Raw genomic sequence first — 15,941 nt, 5'->3', positions numbered from 1 at the left:
ACCTCAGACGATATCGTTGGAGAGAGCGGTTTTAACGAAGACCGGGGGCGCCATGGCCGCTGCAAGCGTATCTGCCGTCCAGCTTGCGTCGAAACTGAGATAGTTCGAGTTGAACTCGCCCATCTTGTAAATCGATCCTTTGCCTGTCGCACTGGCGGTCGTCGTTACGGCATCCACCATCACAGCTGCCGGCGTCTGACTGCCGTCTGTAGCGGTAGCAACCGAAAGGATGTAGGCGCCTGACGCCGTCACCTTGCCGACAACAGAGCCACGGACCAGCGTCTGGCTTTCACCGATGGTGACGTCTGCCGTTACGAGCTTGAGATTGCCCGCGATCAGCTGATCGGGGACAAAAGTAGTCTGTTGTGCTGACGGGTAAAACCCGTAGGAGCTGCCGTTTGCGCCCGACATCAGTTTGATCCTCCACGTCTGGCATTGATCGAAGCCGCCATCCGGGATCCGGGGCTGCTCTCAGTTCTTGCTCCGGGTGCGGGCACTGCCTGCCGCCCTTCAGTTGCCATCCGGTCCCGCAGGGCTGGAGTCCGCCGTGGCGGCTCCTGCGCTACAGCCGGAGCCGATGCAGGCATCGTGCTGAGCAGCCGGATGGCCGCAGAGCGCGGAAGTGTGGTGTTGAAGGCGATTTCAGCGGCAGCGGCCGGGTTGCGACCAGCCCCCGCGGACGCGAAGATCGCGGCGCAACGACCGCGCTCACGAGCACGGGCCTCGGCCTTGTCATCGTCTTTTTCGTCCTCGGCATCGGTGTCGTCGTCACCATCCTCATCGGGATCACCGCCGCCCTCATCGGCTTTCCGGGCTTTTTTGCCCTTCTTGCCGTTTTTCGGGTCAGTTTCGTCATCCTCAGGATCGGGATCTTCGTCTTCACCCTTGGGAGGGCAGCAATTCTGATCGTCGTCTTTCTCTTCGGCGCGGACGCCATTGAGATGCGCGAACGGGCTCTTCGCCGCCGCGGTGCGCGGTGCGCTCATGCTTGTCTCCATTTTGAAAAATGTCAGTTGAGATTGGCCTGCAGATCCAGCAGTGCCGCATCGGGACTCATGACAGCGTCGGCCAGGCCAAGCTTCACGCCGTCTTCGCCGAGGAAAGTTTCCGCTTTCATGTCACGGATCTTCTGAGGATCGAGGTTGCGGTTTCGGGCGACGAGCTGGATGAACATTTCGCCAAGCCTGTCGATTACTTCCTGAGTCCGGGTTTTCGCGCCATCGGTAAGCGGCTCGACCTCAAGCATTTCCGCCTTGTGCTCGCCATAGCGAAACACGGTGACGTTGATACCGGCCTCATCCAGCATCCGGCTGATGTCCGTATGAAGCATCAGGACGCCGATCGAACCCGTACCTCCAGTGCGAGGAACGGTGATCGTCTGGGCTGAACTCGCCAGCGCGTAAGCCGCCGAGTAGGCTTCATCGGCCAGAATAGCGACAATCGGCTTGATCGACCGCGCCTGGTAGATCCTGTCCGCCACATCGAACAGGCCCGAGACCATGCCGCCCGGACTGTCGATGTAGAGGACGATTGCCTGGACGGACTGATCGTTGAGCGCCTCCTCCAGTCGCTCCGCGATGTCACCGTAACCGGTCACGTAAGGATATCCCCAGCCAAGCTTGCCAGCTATCAGCATTCCGCCGATCCCGATGACGGCAATTCCGCCCTCATTCCAGAGCGGAGCACCGGACCAGAAATCCCCATCGTCGTCGAACAGGGCCGTTACACCAGCCGTTCGGAGCATGTGCTGCAGAACGGCGGCTCTCGCATCCGATAGCGCCAGTGGACGGTTCAGAACCGCGTCTGCCTGAACACGCCTCATTTTTCCTCCGGTTTGACTGTAGTTTGCGAAGCCGGATCAGCACCGCTCCATTCTGGTAGCGGGATGCCCCTTTCACTGAATGCTGCGATTTCAATCGCCCTCTGGTCGAGGTGCTCTTCCCAGTCAGCACCTTCATTGATCGCGCATTCGGTCTCCAGGGTGGAGAGCCCGGCATCCATTCCGAGGATCGCTCCCTGCTTCTCAGCGACCGGATCAATCCATCCCCGGCCGGGAGCAAGCCATTTGCAGCGGGCATAAGCATATTTTGCCTCCACGAAATCAGGCGCATTGCGGGGGAGAGGAAGATCATTGATCTCCATCATCTCCTCGATCAGGGCTGATCTGACGGGGGAGGCGAACCCGATCTGAAAATCTTCCCGCCTTCTGGCGAGCGTCTTCCAGGCCTCCAGCAGCGCTCCGCGCGCCGATGAATAATTCACATCCGACCAGTCGTTGCTCAGCTGAAAGGAGGCCATGCCAGCCCCTGTCGCAACATTGCCCAGGACCGCCTTTTCAAATTCACGGAAATTGCTGATGGGACGGGCGGCACTGACGGCTCCGATCTTTTCTCCCGGATACAACATGGGAATACGGGATCCCTGAATGCTGAGGTTCCGCCCCTGATTCCACGCCAGCTGCTGCTCCCACCGCGCATTGAACATGCCTTCATTCGGCATGCCCGGATCGAGCGCTTCGGCCGTCATCTGATGGTCGTAAGGGCTTTCGACGTAGGCTGCGAAAACGCTGTTGATGATGGCGGCATCGAGCTCGGTTCCGTCATACTTGATCAGCATCTTCAGGCGCTGCACCACAGGAGCGAGCATTCCAGCCCCGCCTCGATGTTGCGATGCCCGGTGATGCTCGAACATATGGACAACCTGCCGACGCCCCCAGCTCGTCTCACGCGGAATACGTTCCCATTCGACGCTCTGGGCCGCGCTATACCAGTCTGACTGGTGAGCGCGCCGGATGTGATAGGCGAGGGGGCGGCCACGATCATCAATCTCGACCCCGCCACGCATGAACCGCAGATCCATCATCATCTGCGGATTACTCAGACGATCCGGGTCGATGATCTGGACCGTGGTGGCGTAGCGCGCCCGACCATAGCCGACCGCATCTGCGTCCCAGGGAAGAACAGCCAATGCATCGCCATCGATCAGCAGATGCCGGAACGCCAGATGCATCTGCTGACCAAACGTCTGCATACGCTCGGCGTCATTCCAGTTATCCGGACAGTTGGCCCACAGACGCCAGTGAGCATCGAGGGCTGCACCGAATTCACGCGCCCAGTGAGCATCGAACCCACTGTTCCCGCTAATCTGGGCGAGCGCCCGATAATCAGGCTTGGCAACCGGACGCAGGTTGACACCAACCGCGTTATCCAGAGTCCGCGTGATTGCACCAGAGGCCCAGCCATCATTGCGCACCAGGTCACGGATGCGGCTGACGATGGTATCGCGATACGGATTGATCTCCGTGTCGGCTGACCACAGGACCGGCTGCCAGGTTGAGAGATGCTGGCCCCAGTAATCTGCGGCGTCGTAAGGCACGCCCATGGGAGCATTGAGTGCATAGGCCCGACGAGGATCCGGCGCTACTGGCTCAGCCCGCGTGATACCCGGTTGCGGAGCGGCCCCGCGAACAGCTGATGCAATACGCGATAGAATTCCCGCCATCAGAAGAACGGCCTCAGGGCACGGCGCCGGCCAATCCCCAATTGTCGCTGGATCTGCATGATCAGGGCATTCAGAGACGGAATACTGGCGGACGTGTATGTCACTGAACGGGAACCATCTCCTTGTGCGTAGGAGACACTGACAGGCTTGCTGCCCGTCGTAAGTTGCATCAAAGCACTCTGGGCTGATGTGAGCGCTGCCTGCAACTGATCCCGGCTCATGCCAGCGAGAATGCTGGTGTCGGGATTATAGAGTTGCCCCATGGGGAAGACCGGATACGTCACTTCAACCCCCTGCGCCGGAACGCCTTGATGATCTCTTCCTGAACGACGCGATCCTGCCGGCGTGCAATCGTCTGGTTCACGATATCTTCCACTGGCAGCACCGCCTTGTATGTTGGCGGACGCGGAACAAAGCGGATGATTTCGCCGACTTTGCCTGGCGCAAGCAGCTTGTAGATCCCCAACGGACGGCCATTCCCACGCTCGCGGGCAATGAAATATTCACTTCGCTGACCGCGCGCGTTTTTGCCGCGTTTCGCCAGTCGACCAATCACCTTCGTACTCATGTTCGAAGTTGGATCCATCATAAGGCTCAGTCGGCTGAGTATCTGCGTCATCAGTCCGCGACTGAGGTTGCCGTATTGATCCAGCGGCGCATCTTTGCCTGGCACGATGTATTGACCGCCAGAAACCGCGCTAAGCGCCTTTTCAAACTTCTTCATATCGCGCTGCCCACCCCTTATTTCGGGTCCGAGATAGCGGATGGCCGGCGTTCCTTTGGGCGCATAGTCACAGGTCGCCACCCATGCTTCCAGATTGTTCGAGCGGGCAGGACGGGTGAAAAAACCGTTCAGCGTGAAAGGGGTCGGATTGTCGAAGACCTCCTTCATTCTGTCCTGAATCTGCAACCGTGCTCCGGTCGCGAGTCGGTTCAGAGCATTCGCAGCGGCAGTTGGGATTTCCTTTTCAGATAGAGCACTCAGGTCCCGCATCAGCTTTTTCGCATCGAGACCGATCTTCATGTCGAGCGCCATGGGATTTCCTTCAGTTGGAGCCGTATTTTTTCGCCAGTTCTGCCATTCTTTCCGCCGCACTCTTTGGCTCAGCCGTTGGAGCAACCCGGTTGCGAGGAATATTTCCGGGCGCGGATCCCTTTGGGACTTCGGTGTCCGTGACGATCGGCTTCACCAGAACGTTCTGATCCCAGTCACAGGCCCATCCGGGTGGAGCTTCCCAGTTTATGCGACGAAGTCCGTGCATCGTGGCCATGACGTCGGTCATCACCAGCAGATCGAGCACCTCGTTTCGCGAGGAAGATGTCAGCTTTTCCCATCGTCCACTGTCCTGCCGTCGCTCGGATACGATCTGCTCAAAGAAAGGGTGGGGCGGCTCCGCAGCACGCAACGCGTATGGAAAATGGACACACCATGGTCCCGCGTCTGCACGCTGAAGTTGGGTGACTGCATCATCCTTGAACCGGTTCGGGTTGAACACGCCAAGCGGGATTTCCCCGCGGGCCGCGGCGTTACGATCTTTTCGCTGTGTGTTCGGATAGGAAACCGCAAGAGAAGCGGCATTGAGATTGGACGCACCCTTCAGAGGAAGAATGGTCCAGGCTTCACGACCCTCGATCTGTCCGATCATGCGTGCCCGAGACGATCGTCGCGCCCTCTTCCACGCACCATACGCCTGCAGCGTGACGCCCTCGGAGCCTCCCGAATCGTAGCCGATTGCCAGAACGCGCATGCCTCGCCCGCTGCCGTCCGCGAGTGGATATAGCGTTTCAGTCAGGCTGGTCAGAAGAGTATCCCAGTCTTCAGGGCTGGTCGCCGGGTCCGCAGGGACACGTCGATGCTCGATAATCCAGCTCTCACCATCCACGCCCCATGCCCTGGTCAGCCGAATTGTTCCGAGGTTTGAAAGCGAGACCGCCGCGAGGATCCGCAGCTCAGGGCAGGCAAGAGCGACCGACAGGCATGTCTCAATGCCCTCACCAATCGCCACCATTTCATCCGGCGAGACCTGCTTCAGCGCCTTGCCGGATTGTCCACGTCTCAGGCGGATGCCACTGCCTGCAAATGTTCCAAGCACTTTCTTGGAACATTCGAGTTTCGCTTTGGACCATTGTCCACCATGCTGTCCGAGCCACGTCTGATGAACCGCGACGATGCGACCCTCCAGATTGGTGATGGCGGCCAGCATGGCAGGCAATGGAGCCTCAATTTCCGTGCAGTAATGCTCAGGCGCAAAACGCAGGGCATGGGGTGGATGATCAAAACGCGTCAGATCGATCCCACGGCTGCGAAGATACAGATCCACCGGCGTTGCACGGATATCCTCACGGCTGCCGAGCCAGATATCCCGTGCGCGCAAACGCCGCTTCGCCGCATCCTGTTCCGCCGCTCTTTTCTCGGTCTCCGCCTTTTCTTTCAGCTCCACTCGTCGCTCTTCAACGCGCTCTGACGACAGTCCGAGCCAGTTACAGGCCCATTTGAAAGCCTGTTTCAGATCGCCTCCCGTCAGGCAGGCGGAGACAAGATCGAGCGCGTCGCCACCCTCTTCGCTGGCGAAGTTCTTCCATGTGCCAACCTTGCTACCCGCGATCCGGACTGAAACGCGCGTGCCAGGTTCACCGGCTAAACTTCCTGCAGTCCATTCATTGCCACGCTTCTGCCCACCTGGAAGACATTCACGCGCAAGCGTCGGCATGCTGGCGGTGAGCATCTGTGAGACTTCTTTGGCGGTCGGAGCAGCAGTCATGGGCGTTTCTCCATGATCGGCAGCCAGTCACCAGTATAACCCGGCCCGGTATGGCCTTTCTCCCAGACGAACCAGGCATACTGCTTATTGCCACCACCTTTTTTGATGGCTTTTCCGCCAGGCGGCATATCCACGCGTTGGCTGAAATCCCAAATCCGAACTGGTGGGTAACGCCGATACCAGGCCCGACGATCCTGACCTTCACGATAACGCGCAGGCAGGATCAGGCAGATACGCTCGGCACCAACATCAAAACCGGTGGAAACAACATCTTCCCAGGAGGAATAGGGTGGATTTGAAACGATGAATGTCGGACGCCACATTCGCAGCGTGTCCCGAAAATCTCCCTGGGCCAACTGACGATCACTGCGCCAGACAATATCGCACCCGTATGCGCCGATGCCGGCGTCACGGAATGTGCGAGGAATCGTGTCGGTGCCAGCGCACGGGTCCATGACTGGACGGTCGAAGCCACTTTCCACCACCAGCAGCGCCCGGACAGACCATGCGGGCTCGACGTAAAAGTCGTTCTCTGCACGATCGTATGAAGAGACTTTCGACGTTCTCGCCATTTCACGGCGCCTTGATGGGCAGAAAACGATGCACAGGGCGACAAAAACCAAGACCTGGAAGAATTTCCAGAACGCCACGGCGCTTGTGGATCACGTTGCTCAGGTGCTGCTCACTGACACACAGTTTTTTCGCAGCCTTCCTCTGTGATCCGCACTGCTCGACAAAACTATTCAGTTTTCCGTAAACGGCAGCTCGCGGAAGAAGTGTTTTCGGATCCACACTCAGCGGATAGCGTTCCACATACATCAGACCAAAAACAGCACAAACATCATCGTGGATGATATTGGCGGCATGAGTTTCGTAAACGTTCCGTGGACGCAGGCCGTGCTGCGCCGCGAATGCAGCGATACTGCCTGCCGAACGGATCGAACTATTCAGTTTTCCGAAAAAGTCGGGGGCCGCGATGTAGGCTTCAGACATACCAGAACCCCCGCACGGCTTTCATCAGGCTGGCATCAATCTGAGTCATGCCGCTCGATACCCGGACCTGCATGGCAAGATTCGGCTTGATCTTCGAAGACTTCTCTAATGCTTCGTGATCAAGAGCCCGTGGTGAGATCGAGTAGGGATGTTTCCGTGGCTTTTCGCCAAATCGCCTTGCTCTCAAAGCCATTTTACGCAACTCCCGACGCAGTTTCGGAAGCATTTCCAAGGCTGGACAGAGCCAGCGCTGCGGACCGCAACTGAAAAACACGCCTCTCAGATATTCGCAGAAGCCTTGCAATTTTTCTTGCAGACAGCCCCTTGGATGACAGTGAGCGCACGGACAGCGCCAGACGATCAGTCGACGTCATTTTCTCTCCAGTTTACTACTGAGATATCGCTCAAACCGGCGCGCACGATTTAAACGTGTGCGTATCCGCCACATTTCATAAGCCAGCCAGGTTTGGGCGATTTCATAACGATAACGGGCGCAGCCAAGGCTGATCCCGATTGCGATAGCCGCAGCGATAAAGGCTTCCTTCATGCCTGATCGCCTTTGGGTGTCGCGAATTCTTCTTCAAGAGAGGCCAGTTCCTGTCGGAGCTGTTCCTGCCGCACTCGCAGCATTTCGAGGCGACGGACTCTGACACTCTCCCATTCTTCCGCACGGACCGACCGCAGCTCACCATGCCACGCTGCGCGCACACGTCGCTCAGTGAGACTGTAAAGCCTCGCAACCTCACGAAACGCTCCCTTAAGACCGGTAGCACGCCGCGCACCGACTTCCTGACGGACCATTTCCTGAAACTGGCTGGTGATGGTGCTGCCGGACATCGGCTCACCCAATCCGGCGATTTTGGACGAAACGTCCAAATTTTTGGGTAAAATACCCACGCGCTTGGACGAAATACCCAACATTTTGGACGCCCTTTCTGTCATTACTGCTCTTGCGAGGGGCAGTAACTTGGAGAAGGGAGGTTTTGATCCAATGCAGGACCGTCAAGGATTTGCCGCCTCGACGGTCCTGCTCCACCATGCAGTCACCACAACAGGTCATGGAGGATTCTGATGAAGTCTGACTCCGACATGCCTCCAGAGTGGTAAGGCCATGCTCCATTCCGATGATCAGTCCATCTGAATGAGGTTTTCGGCCAGATCGCATCAGACTGGATTGGCATGCCTGGCAAGCCGGTTTCGGGGACTGACGACCACGCTCCATAAAGGCCTCAATTTCCACAGCCCGCTGAGCCATATGCTCTTCCCAGTCTGCTCCGTCATCGACATCAGGAGACGCACATGTCGAACAATCTTCCAGCCATGACGATAAAACTTTTGTCTGTACGTCGGACAGGCAAAGGGCTCGAACCCGGCCATGCAGAAGTAAAGATACATCTGACTGGATGCGACGGACGCATCCCGTGGTCAGGAACTCTGAAAGTCCAAGTTCCTCAATCGCTGATTGGGCAGCCTTTGAAAGAAGGAACACAGACACTTGCGTGGAAAGTCTTTGAGACAGTTCTTCAGAGCGCTCTGGTCCTAGAGCAATCAGGCCAGCGTCCTCAGGTTGTGTAAGAAGGAAGCCTTCCGTGATAGCCAGAGATTGCAGGTGGCCGAATGACGACGAGGGTTCAGTCATGACTGCCTCTCTTTGTCGGATGGAATGCACAAAAGAAGCCGGAGAAAGAGCACCCATGTGCAGACGATCGAGACCACGGCACACGGCGTCACCCAGGACCACGGATGGTCAGCCAGCACGCCAACAAGGACGCCGTTTATGAAGATGGTGATTGAGGTTTCGATGAGGGTCTGCCTCATGGCCGAGCTTCCTCAAGGCAGGATCGCTGTGGGCGCTGATTGACCAACGCCCACAGCCCCACCACCATGGCAATCGCCACAACCACCATGGAGAGAAACGTGGAAAAATTCGCTACAGAAAAACAATTCCTGTCATTAGCAGCGCAGGTCGCATCCTTAACTTCTGGTCTGGAACTCGCCATCACAAGTATTGTCCATTTTTATGCTGCGACAGGCGGCCCATCGACAGAACAAGTAGCAAAGCACTTACAGAAGACAGCAGATGGGCTACAAAAAGAGCTATCAACGGCCATCGGACCGACATTGGAACGTATTGCTGACGGGTTGATGCGCAACAGTCCTTTAGCCCGGCCTTCATCAGATCAGCTTTGAGGCTGTCTGCCAGCTCTTTTTGCGCTTTGAGGACTGATGGGGCGAGGAGGGTCGGTCCTATGGCTGGGCCTCCTCTCATGGCTGGACCTCGGCCTTGACAGGAGAGGGATCGAATATGTCAGGGCGGATTTCATGCGCAGGGATGCCTGACAATGCAGCCACCTTCTGGACATGGATATCCGGGACGCGCTTCCAGCCAAGGATGGTGGAGTGGCTTCTGCCGATCTCAGAGGCTAGCCTCGATGGCCCTCCAGCCGCGCGGATGATTTTCGTCAGGTCGGTCATGACGCAATGTGTCGCATATACCGACACATTGCGTCAATACATTATGTCGTCTCTGCCGACGCGCCGATTAGCGCAGCATGACATAGTGAATTCATGAAATCGAAAGAATCACTTGGCAGTAGACTGAAGTCGCTGAGACAATCGCGAGGCATGCCTCAAATTGATGTAGCGGTTGCTATTGGCATTAGCAGGTCTCATCTTGCTGAAATAGAGGGAGGGAAAGACCCCGGGTTCAGGACGTTCTGTGATTTAGCGGATTTCTTTTCTGTTTCGCTCGATTATCTTTATCGTGGATCGCCTACGCATCGCAATAATATCAATGAAGAAGATGCAGATACTGGAGAAAGTGAAATTGTTACTTTCTGGCGCACGCTTTCCACTGATGAGAAAGCAGCGCTTCGAATGATTCTGATGAGAGATAAGGTGACCGGTGTCGCCTAAACTCCGAAGAAGAGTTTTCCCCATTCTATCTCCCTCCATACCTTGGGGGCACTCTACATGAAGAACAAAAGAAGAACAATGCGCGCGCAATCGATGTGGGTGATTTTTGCTTTGTGCGCTTTGCCTTGCCAAACAGCGTTAGGTCAAAGCGCGGTCTTTCCAGGAGGGGAGGATGATATTCAAGCCCCAACGACGACAGAGGATACGTCTTGTCATATATTTAAAATAAATAATTTCGATTGGTCGGACGGATTTTTTGAAAAAGCAGGAATTTGCGCCTTTCGAGACGAAAAGGTTCTAAAGGTTGTCATATCTTACGATTTAGCGTCAAAAAATGCAGACTATCTTATTGAAAGCGGCCTTCTGGATAGTTACGTGATCAACAATGATCGTTCAGATAATAAATTCCGTTTTCTTGATAATTTATCAGGACATTTAAGTCTTTTTTATTTGAAAGAAATTTTTAAAATATTTAATAATAGCGATTATGCCGGAATTTCAATTGAATATACAGATAATACTAAGCAAGACGCTCCGATATTTAAAATATTAAATTTTATAATGATTAAAAAGATATATGACAGAATAAATTTCGATAAATTTTTATACTCAGACATACCGTTGGTTGGTTCTAATTACTATAGATCGGAATATTTTGACGCTAATTTATTAAGAGAAGAACAAGGATTCTGGAAAAAGTAACGACGTCGCATATACCGACAATTTCGATTGACGCAGAATGTCGGTATATGCGACACTCACTCCATCACATCACTGAGGGATGGAGAACCGCATGTCCCGCTTCAACAAAAAGCAGCAACAAATCCTGCGCCTTGCCCGGCTCGAAGGCGGCGCACCCTACATCTACAAGACCGACATCAAGAGTCTTCTGGATGCTGGCCTTATCGAGGGCAGCGTGTCTGGCCTCGGTGGTCATCAGATCCGCTATTTCGCCACTGACGCGGGAATGCAGATCGATGCGGCGGAGATCGTCGCATGATCATGCCGGGCGATTTCAATCGGGAAAAAGGGACGGCTGAAAAACCAGTAGACCGCCCTCAGACCACCATTACGCTCAGATCCTCACTGGACCGCGCCCGGGCTCTGGCCACACTGGTTAGCGCCGCCTCCAGCGCCATGTTGTCCGGAAAGAGTGATCCGGCAACGGAACGTGGGATCATTGACGCGGCGGCAGAAGTCGCAATCGCCATGAAGGCGGAGCGCGTGGACATCATCCGCACGCAGCGAGGTGCGGCATGAGCGATGAATTGGTAAAGCGCCCACGCTTTCTTTACTGGCCACCTGATTGTGATGGAGAGGCGCATCTTGAAGATAGGGATTGTACCTCAATAGCATGCTTTGAGTTAGCTACCTTGACTTCGAAGATTGCACTCCGTGGCCAGAAGATATTGGACATTGCACAACGCAGTGCTGGCGAACCAAGCGAGGATGCCGCCTTCAAGACGAAAGAAGACATAAATTTTAGGCTGATGAGAGTTCAGGAAGCCCTTAAGTCTGTTGTGGAGTCTATAGGGCGCAATTCACTCTATATCCCTCCCACGCATGCAATGCTTCTGATTCGTGATCTATCTTCAGAATTACAGGCTCATCTGCTTGCCATGTGCCTTTGTGACGCGGGAATTGTAGAATGTTCTGAGGAAGGAGATCAGCAATGATCACACCTTCCTCAAATACAAAACAATCAGGTAGTTTTGTAAGCCGCGCGAAGCGACTGCACCATGAGAGAAAAATGCTGTCTCATGGGGATATCATTATAAAGATCCCCAGGATCTTTGATGCCTCGCTCTATCAGCGTTTTCTGCTTGTTTGCGAGAAGGGTAGCAGCGGCCTGAATAAGAGCGGCCTCAATTGCCGGCTCAAACTTTTCACTCATATCGGTTTCCTCATTGCTGGAGTTGGCGTCGCAATGATGGAAGCAGCCGGAACGGCTGACAATAGCCGTTCCGGCATGCGAGGTGCGGCATGAGAATTGCCAGTGACATGCCGGGGACGTTGCCGCTTCCCAATACTTCTGGATGGCCCCACGCGCCTCAAACGAACCAGACGCTCTCAGCGCTTCAGCGTGTTTCGGCATCCATGAAGCGATTGGATGCACTGGATGATCTTATGGCTGTGGTGCAGTCGACCCTGCGCGAGGGTCGGTTTGATGATGAGACGTCGAGCAGGATCCTGATCGCTGCCGGCGCGGCCGTGAATGCCATGCGCGCCGAGCGTGAGGCGATCAGCCAGACGCAGAAGCCTACAACATGAGCAGCCTGCAGCAGACAGCAACGCTCTGTAATTCGGTCGAATTACTTCTGTCCTGCCGACGCTTTTCCACGGATGCGCTGCTGATCGCGGCTGACTACTGCGACGAGTGCAGCCGACACCTGAGAACAATGAACAACAGCACTGGCGCCGCGATTGCCGGGTCGCTGGCGAACCGTCTGCGTGACGAAGCGCCGCACCGCATCCGCCAGTGCGCATGAAAGAGAAGTCAATGACATCGAATATCGTCAATCTGGCGTCCGTTGTCCGCAACACGCGTACCGGCCGCGACGTGATCATCCGGGATCCGCGCTCACAGCACTGGGCATTTCGTGCGCCCCAGATCGCCCGCGAGATCAGTGTGAAGCGCCTGGGGGCCGTCGATCTGGAACACACGATCGAACTGGCAACAGGCGTGGAGTTCACGTGCCCGCCTTCATGGGTTCATGCGGTTGAAGCGCCAAAGCAGCGCAAAGCCTACCAGCCGTTCTCGATCATGGGAGTGCGGAGATGACATTTTCATCGAATAATGATCTCGCTGCGCTTCTGCTTATCGTATCTCTGTGCGTTGCCGCTCTGATCATTGCGGCTGAACGTGAAGCCCGCTGTATTCATCGCTCTAAACGACGCAGAAGAACGGATCGGCAGGGCCGAACGCTTCATCTCTGGCGGATTGCGGGCGTTCTGATTGTCGGAATTGTCAGTGTTGCTGGATGGGGAATGCTTTTTCAGATCCTGAAAGCATGAGGTGGACTAATGCCACGGTACCACCTGTCAATTAGTCCAGTCGATCGCGGTGGATATGCCGCCACTTTGATGGACACACGGTATGGCTGGCCCATCGAATTTGATCGCTGCTGCAAGAAACGGATCGACGGCAAAGCCGCAATTTACGGCGATAGCACTGGAGCAATTCCGGATTGGAGCCTGACTGTCAGGCCGACAGAGGATCCGGCGATGTTTTCAGCGACAGCGACAGACAGCCAACATTTCCAGATCCTGTTTCCAGAATGCGAGCTGGAGCATGAGGGTGGCCGGGGCGTGTTGAGCGGATGGGCTGAGGAAGCTGAGTTTATAGGGGATCATCAATGACAAAAACTCTTAAGGCGTGGTCTGTTAAATTGCGGTGGAGCGACATCGCAGATACAGTTTATTCAGCCACATCAGGCAACGCGCGCTATCAATATCTGCTGGATATACGCGATGTGCGGGATGATGTGACGTTTAGCGATATCTCAGTCACACGGAAGCCAGAGTCAGACATTCATTTTCCTGACCCTGATCCGGTCGTGGATAAACTGACCGAAGAACAAAAAGACGTTCTTCTTCATGCCTATGGATACAGTGGCAGGCCGGGCGATATTGAAAAACTTGGTTGGCGAGATCATTTTTATACAAGCCGGACTGATGATCGCCTTGTCGCGCTGGAACGCCATGGGCTGATGAAGGCTCACTCAGCCTGGAATCAAGATGATGCGACGTTCCGCCTCACTGATACCGGAAGAACGGTTGCCCGCTCAATTGCAGGAGGGCTGGTGCAATGACTCAGACACCGGGAATGATCGAGACAACGGTGGTGACTGAGAACCAAGCGTATGTCGTGATGTTGCCGCTGACGTATGAGCAGAATATGGCCGCAAGCAAAGCGATGTTCACAGAAAATAGCCTGTGCCGCGCAATAGAGTCATCCATTCTCACCATCGGGACGCCCGTTGATAGTTCGGTGCCGGTTGCCGGTTATGGCTGTCCGCGTGATTTCGAGGCAATTCCGAAACGATCAGGATACTACATCAGTGGGAAACCATTCGCTGACTGGTTTCCCCTCGTCCGCCAGTCCGACCACCTTGCCGCGCTGGCTGAGAAGCAGGCTGAGGTGGATAAGTTAGCTGAGCTCCTTGATAAAACGACAGCGAAATCATTCCTCGAATACAGTCTGATGAAAAGGCGTTTAGGAGCAGCATCATGAGCATGCCCGAAGTATTCGCTGAAGAAAAACGGCGTGAGGACGCCAAGGATAAGCTCTTACGAGTGCTGGCCGAGCGATTCGAGGGCGATATTGTGATCATGGAGTTGGTTCGTGCTGCCTGGGGAGGTGGGAAGTGACAGAAAGCGAATGCAGTTTCGGTCCTACTTGGATTCCTTCAGTCATAGATAAGGATATTCCGCTGTCAGCCCCAGAGAATGGAGGGATGAAACGCAGAAAAGATGTCCTGAGCCTGATGCGGCCAGGACAGAGCTTCGAGCTGCCTGGACATCTTGTCGATCTGTGGCTGAGAACCGCTCAGGAACTTCGCAGGCAGGATCCCGAATACAGTAACTGGAAATTTGCATCGAGAAAAATCGATGAGCTGAACTCCCGGTTCTGGAGGGTGAGATGATGATCCCGTTAAATATTGTTGCTTCTGACGTCGTTTTGCGAGGGGGCCAGGACGGTGTGCGTGACCTGTTCGCGAGATGTATCGATGGCTGTCTTGTTACCAGATGGGAGCCAACGCCAGATGAACTGGCGATTCTCAACCGGGGTGGAAGTGTAGAATTATGGTGCGTGGGGACGCGATCGCATCCGCCTGTTGCGTTACGGGCCGCTGAGCATGAGGATGAACAAGCATGACCCCGACACCAGAAATGATCGAGGCGGCTGTTCTCGGAACGTGGCAGCAAACGATACAATTTCAGAACGGGGAAACATGGGAGGATTACAAAACACGTTCTCCCGGTGCGGCGATCCTGTTTTCGAATGGAGTAGAGGAAGGGCTCAAAGCCGCCCTCGCCGCGATGTGGAGGCCGATCGGCGAGGCTCTGATGGATGGGACCAGATACTTCGTTCATTGCGAGGAGTATTGCACCATAGCTTGGTGGGATGAGGATATAGACGATGCGTTCGGCGGCTGGACGGACGGCCGTGTGCCCAGCTGGGGTTATCAAGAAATCCGTGAAGTTCTTCCTGTTTGGTTCATCCCCCTCTCCATTTTCGAGGACCGCAAGTAATGGCCCGGACGCGAGAAGAGCAGCTTACCCAATTCAAGATCGTGATCCGGGGCTTGTTGGCCGATCCTGTGCCATCAGCGAAGGCAGCGGTGGGCTGCGTGGCAAAAGCCTTTATCGAAGAAGCCGAACAGCGCGGCTACGAACGGGCGCGGGCTGAGTGTGCGGAACTATGCTCTGGAATAGGCCAAACCTACCGAGAACTGTCAGCTTCGGGAGAGATTGAGGCGACCAGAAAAATGCACATTGGGGCGTTTCGATGTGCTCAGGCTATTGGGGATGGAGAAACACCCCGCTCCGCCATCGACGCCGCCATGAAGGGGGATGGAGAGTGACAGAGCATTGCATAGTAATATGTGTTGATGAAACACGATACCCAAGCTCAGATTTTCGGCTTGTTGGCAGCGTAAGGACTGTTCGCAGCAGGTCGATAAACAAACCTGCGAATATTGGGCAATTCCCAGTATTCATCGATAAAAATACAACGCGGATGTTTACGTATTCGAAGAAGATAAA

General features: G+C 55.2%; 30 protein-coding genes. 16 read left to right on the top strand and 14 right to left on the bottom strand.

Annotated elements, in window-relative coordinates:
• Positions 1-3 precede the first annotated feature (3 nt).
• The 14 genes from A0U92_RS03610 to A0U92_RS03545 all read right to left on the bottom strand — a co-directional run bounded on the left by A0U92_RS03610 (position 4) and on the right by A0U92_RS03545 (position 9,074).
• Positions 4-411 carry a head decoration protein gene (locus tag A0U92_RS03610; RefSeq protein WP_077812036.1) on the bottom strand — a complete coding sequence of 136 codons (408 nt, stop codon included), beginning with the start codon at positions 409-411 and terminating at the stop codon, positions 4-6.
• Positions 411-986 (bottom strand): hypothetical protein, encoded by a 576-nt coding sequence (locus A0U92_RS03605; RefSeq protein WP_077814229.1) that lies wholly within the window; start codon positions 984-986, stop codon positions 411-413. Before A0U92_RS03605 ends, A0U92_RS03610 begins: the two co-directional genes overlap by 1 nt.
• A gap of 23 nt (positions 987-1,009) precedes the next feature.
• Positions 1,010-1,822, bottom strand: coding sequence for a S49 family peptidase (locus A0U92_RS03600; RefSeq protein ID WP_077812035.1), 813 nt, complete (start codon positions 1,820-1,822; stop codon positions 1,010-1,012).
• Positions 1,819-3,501: a phage portal protein gene (locus A0U92_RS03595; RefSeq protein WP_077812034.1), complete on the bottom strand. Its 1,683-nt coding sequence runs from the start codon at positions 3,499-3,501 to the stop codon at positions 1,819-1,821. The genes A0U92_RS03600 and A0U92_RS03595 overlap by 4 nt, the downstream gene beginning before the upstream one ends.
• Positions 3,501-3,785: a gpW family head-tail joining protein gene (gene gpW, locus A0U92_RS03590; RefSeq protein WP_335622195.1), complete on the bottom strand. Its 285-nt coding sequence runs from the start codon at positions 3,783-3,785 to the stop codon at positions 3,501-3,503. The genes A0U92_RS03595 and gpW overlap by 1 nt, the downstream gene beginning before the upstream one ends.
• Complete coding sequence (locus tag A0U92_RS03585; protein WP_077812033.1) at positions 3,782-4,537, bottom strand: hypothetical protein; 756 nt, start codon at positions 4,535-4,537, stop codon at positions 3,782-3,784. The genes gpW and A0U92_RS03585 overlap by 4 nt, the downstream gene beginning before the upstream one ends.
• 10 nt (positions 4,538-4,547) lie before the next feature.
• On the bottom strand, positions 4,548-6,263 hold the full coding sequence (locus tag A0U92_RS03580) for a terminase gpA endonuclease subunit (RefSeq protein ID WP_077812032.1): 1,716 nt from the start codon (positions 6,261-6,263) through the stop codon (positions 4,548-4,550).
• Positions 6,260-6,835, bottom strand: coding sequence for a TRM11 family methyltransferase (locus A0U92_RS03575; RefSeq protein ID WP_077812031.1), 576 nt, complete (start codon positions 6,833-6,835; stop codon positions 6,260-6,262). The genes A0U92_RS03580 and A0U92_RS03575 overlap by 4 nt, the downstream gene beginning before the upstream one ends.
• Position 6,836: 1 nt before the next feature.
• A complete protein-coding gene (locus A0U92_RS03570; protein WP_077812030.1) occupies positions 6,837-7,256 on the bottom strand; it encodes a hypothetical protein in 420 nt (139 codons plus the stop codon).
• Positions 7,249-7,449 (bottom strand): hypothetical protein, encoded by a 201-nt coding sequence (locus A0U92_RS03565; protein WP_077812029.1) that lies wholly within the window; start codon positions 7,447-7,449, stop codon positions 7,249-7,251. The genes A0U92_RS03570 and A0U92_RS03565 overlap by 8 nt, the downstream gene beginning before the upstream one ends.
• 177 nt (positions 7,450-7,626) lie before the next feature.
• A complete protein-coding gene (locus A0U92_RS17670; protein ID WP_187668857.1) occupies positions 7,627-7,803 on the bottom strand; it encodes a hypothetical protein in 177 nt (58 codons plus the stop codon).
• Complete coding sequence (locus A0U92_RS03555; protein ID WP_236748260.1) at positions 7,800-8,093, bottom strand: hypothetical protein; 294 nt, start codon at positions 8,091-8,093, stop codon at positions 7,800-7,802. Before A0U92_RS03555 ends, A0U92_RS17670 begins: the two co-directional genes overlap by 4 nt.
• 4 nt (positions 8,094-8,097) lie before the next feature.
• Positions 8,098-8,895 (bottom strand): hypothetical protein, encoded by a 798-nt coding sequence (locus tag A0U92_RS17665; RefSeq protein WP_187668985.1) that lies wholly within the window; start codon positions 8,893-8,895, stop codon positions 8,098-8,100.
• On the bottom strand, positions 8,892-9,074 hold the full coding sequence (locus tag A0U92_RS03545; protein ID WP_077812025.1) for a hypothetical protein: 183 nt from the start codon (positions 9,072-9,074) through the stop codon (positions 8,892-8,894). The genes A0U92_RS17665 and A0U92_RS03545 overlap by 4 nt, the downstream gene beginning before the upstream one ends.
• Before the next feature lie 99 nt (positions 9,075-9,173).
• Between A0U92_RS03545 and A0U92_RS17165 the strand changes: the two genes are divergently transcribed.
• The 16 genes from A0U92_RS17165 to A0U92_RS03455 all read left to right on the top strand — a co-directional run bounded on the left by A0U92_RS17165 (position 9,174) and on the right by A0U92_RS03455 (position 15,760).
• A complete protein-coding gene (locus A0U92_RS17165; protein ID WP_149026371.1) occupies positions 9,174-9,446 on the top strand; it encodes a hypothetical protein in 273 nt (90 codons plus the stop codon).
• Positions 9,447-9,824: 378 nt separating this feature from the next.
• Entirely contained in the window at positions 9,825-10,172 is a 348-nt protein-coding gene (locus A0U92_RS03535) for a helix-turn-helix domain-containing protein (protein WP_077812023.1), read from the top strand.
• 57 nt (positions 10,173-10,229) lie between these two features.
• A complete protein-coding gene (locus A0U92_RS03530; protein WP_149026370.1) occupies positions 10,230-10,874 on the top strand; it encodes a hypothetical protein in 645 nt (214 codons plus the stop codon).
• A gap of 91 nt (positions 10,875-10,965) precedes the next feature.
• A complete protein-coding gene (locus A0U92_RS03525) occupies positions 10,966-11,172 on the top strand; it encodes a hypothetical protein (RefSeq protein ID WP_077812021.1) in 207 nt (68 codons plus the stop codon).
• Positions 11,169-11,432, top strand: a complete 264-nt coding sequence (locus tag A0U92_RS03520; RefSeq protein WP_077812020.1) for a hypothetical protein — start codon at positions 11,169-11,171, stop codon at positions 11,430-11,432. Before A0U92_RS03525 ends, A0U92_RS03520 begins: the two co-directional genes overlap by 4 nt.
• Positions 11,429-11,848 (top strand): hypothetical protein, encoded by a 420-nt coding sequence (locus A0U92_RS03515; protein ID WP_077812019.1) that lies wholly within the window; start codon positions 11,429-11,431, stop codon positions 11,846-11,848. The genes A0U92_RS03520 and A0U92_RS03515 overlap by 4 nt, the downstream gene beginning before the upstream one ends.
• Complete coding sequence (locus A0U92_RS17160) at positions 11,845-12,159, top strand: hypothetical protein (RefSeq protein WP_149026369.1); 315 nt, start codon at positions 11,845-11,847, stop codon at positions 12,157-12,159. The genes A0U92_RS03515 and A0U92_RS17160 overlap by 4 nt, the downstream gene beginning before the upstream one ends.
• Entirely contained in the window at positions 12,156-12,443 is a 288-nt protein-coding gene (locus A0U92_RS03505; RefSeq protein WP_077812017.1) for a hypothetical protein, read from the top strand. Before A0U92_RS17160 ends, A0U92_RS03505 begins: the two co-directional genes overlap by 4 nt.
• Complete coding sequence (locus tag A0U92_RS03500) at positions 12,440-12,661, top strand: hypothetical protein (protein ID WP_077812016.1); 222 nt, start codon at positions 12,440-12,442, stop codon at positions 12,659-12,661. The genes A0U92_RS03505 and A0U92_RS03500 overlap by 4 nt, the downstream gene beginning before the upstream one ends.
• Positions 12,662-12,672: 11 nt before the next feature.
• Entirely contained in the window at positions 12,673-12,954 is a 282-nt protein-coding gene (locus A0U92_RS03495; protein WP_077812015.1) for a hypothetical protein, read from the top strand.
• Positions 12,951-13,187, top strand: coding sequence for a hypothetical protein (locus tag A0U92_RS03490; RefSeq protein WP_077812014.1), 237 nt, complete (start codon positions 12,951-12,953; stop codon positions 13,185-13,187). The genes A0U92_RS03495 and A0U92_RS03490 overlap by 4 nt, the downstream gene beginning before the upstream one ends.
• A gap of 341 nt (positions 13,188-13,528) precedes the next feature.
• Positions 13,529-13,984, top strand: a complete 456-nt coding sequence (locus tag A0U92_RS03480; RefSeq protein ID WP_077812012.1) for a hypothetical protein — start codon at positions 13,529-13,531, stop codon at positions 13,982-13,984.
• Complete coding sequence (locus A0U92_RS03475) at positions 13,981-14,406, top strand: hypothetical protein (protein ID WP_077812011.1); 426 nt, start codon at positions 13,981-13,983, stop codon at positions 14,404-14,406. The genes A0U92_RS03480 and A0U92_RS03475 overlap by 4 nt, the downstream gene beginning before the upstream one ends.
• Positions 14,403-14,543, top strand: coding sequence for a hypothetical protein (locus A0U92_RS17660; RefSeq protein ID WP_187668856.1), 141 nt, complete (start codon positions 14,403-14,405; stop codon positions 14,541-14,543). The genes A0U92_RS03475 and A0U92_RS17660 overlap by 4 nt, the downstream gene beginning before the upstream one ends.
• Positions 14,544-15,047: 504 nt before the next feature.
• Complete coding sequence (locus A0U92_RS03460; RefSeq protein ID WP_077812008.1) at positions 15,048-15,428, top strand: hypothetical protein; 381 nt, start codon at positions 15,048-15,050, stop codon at positions 15,426-15,428.
• Entirely contained in the window at positions 15,428-15,760 is a 333-nt protein-coding gene (locus A0U92_RS03455; protein ID WP_077812007.1) for a hypothetical protein, read from the top strand. The genes A0U92_RS03460 and A0U92_RS03455 overlap by 1 nt, the downstream gene beginning before the upstream one ends.
• Positions 15,761-15,941: the final 181 nt, after the last annotated feature.

It is taken from the genome of Acetobacter aceti (assembly GCF_002005445.1).
GTDB lineage: Bacteria > Pseudomonadota > Alphaproteobacteria > Acetobacterales > Acetobacteraceae > Acetobacter > Acetobacter aceti_B.
The sequence above is the reverse complement of the archived record's forward strand: the minus strand, read 5'-3'. Positions and strand labels throughout refer to the sequence as shown.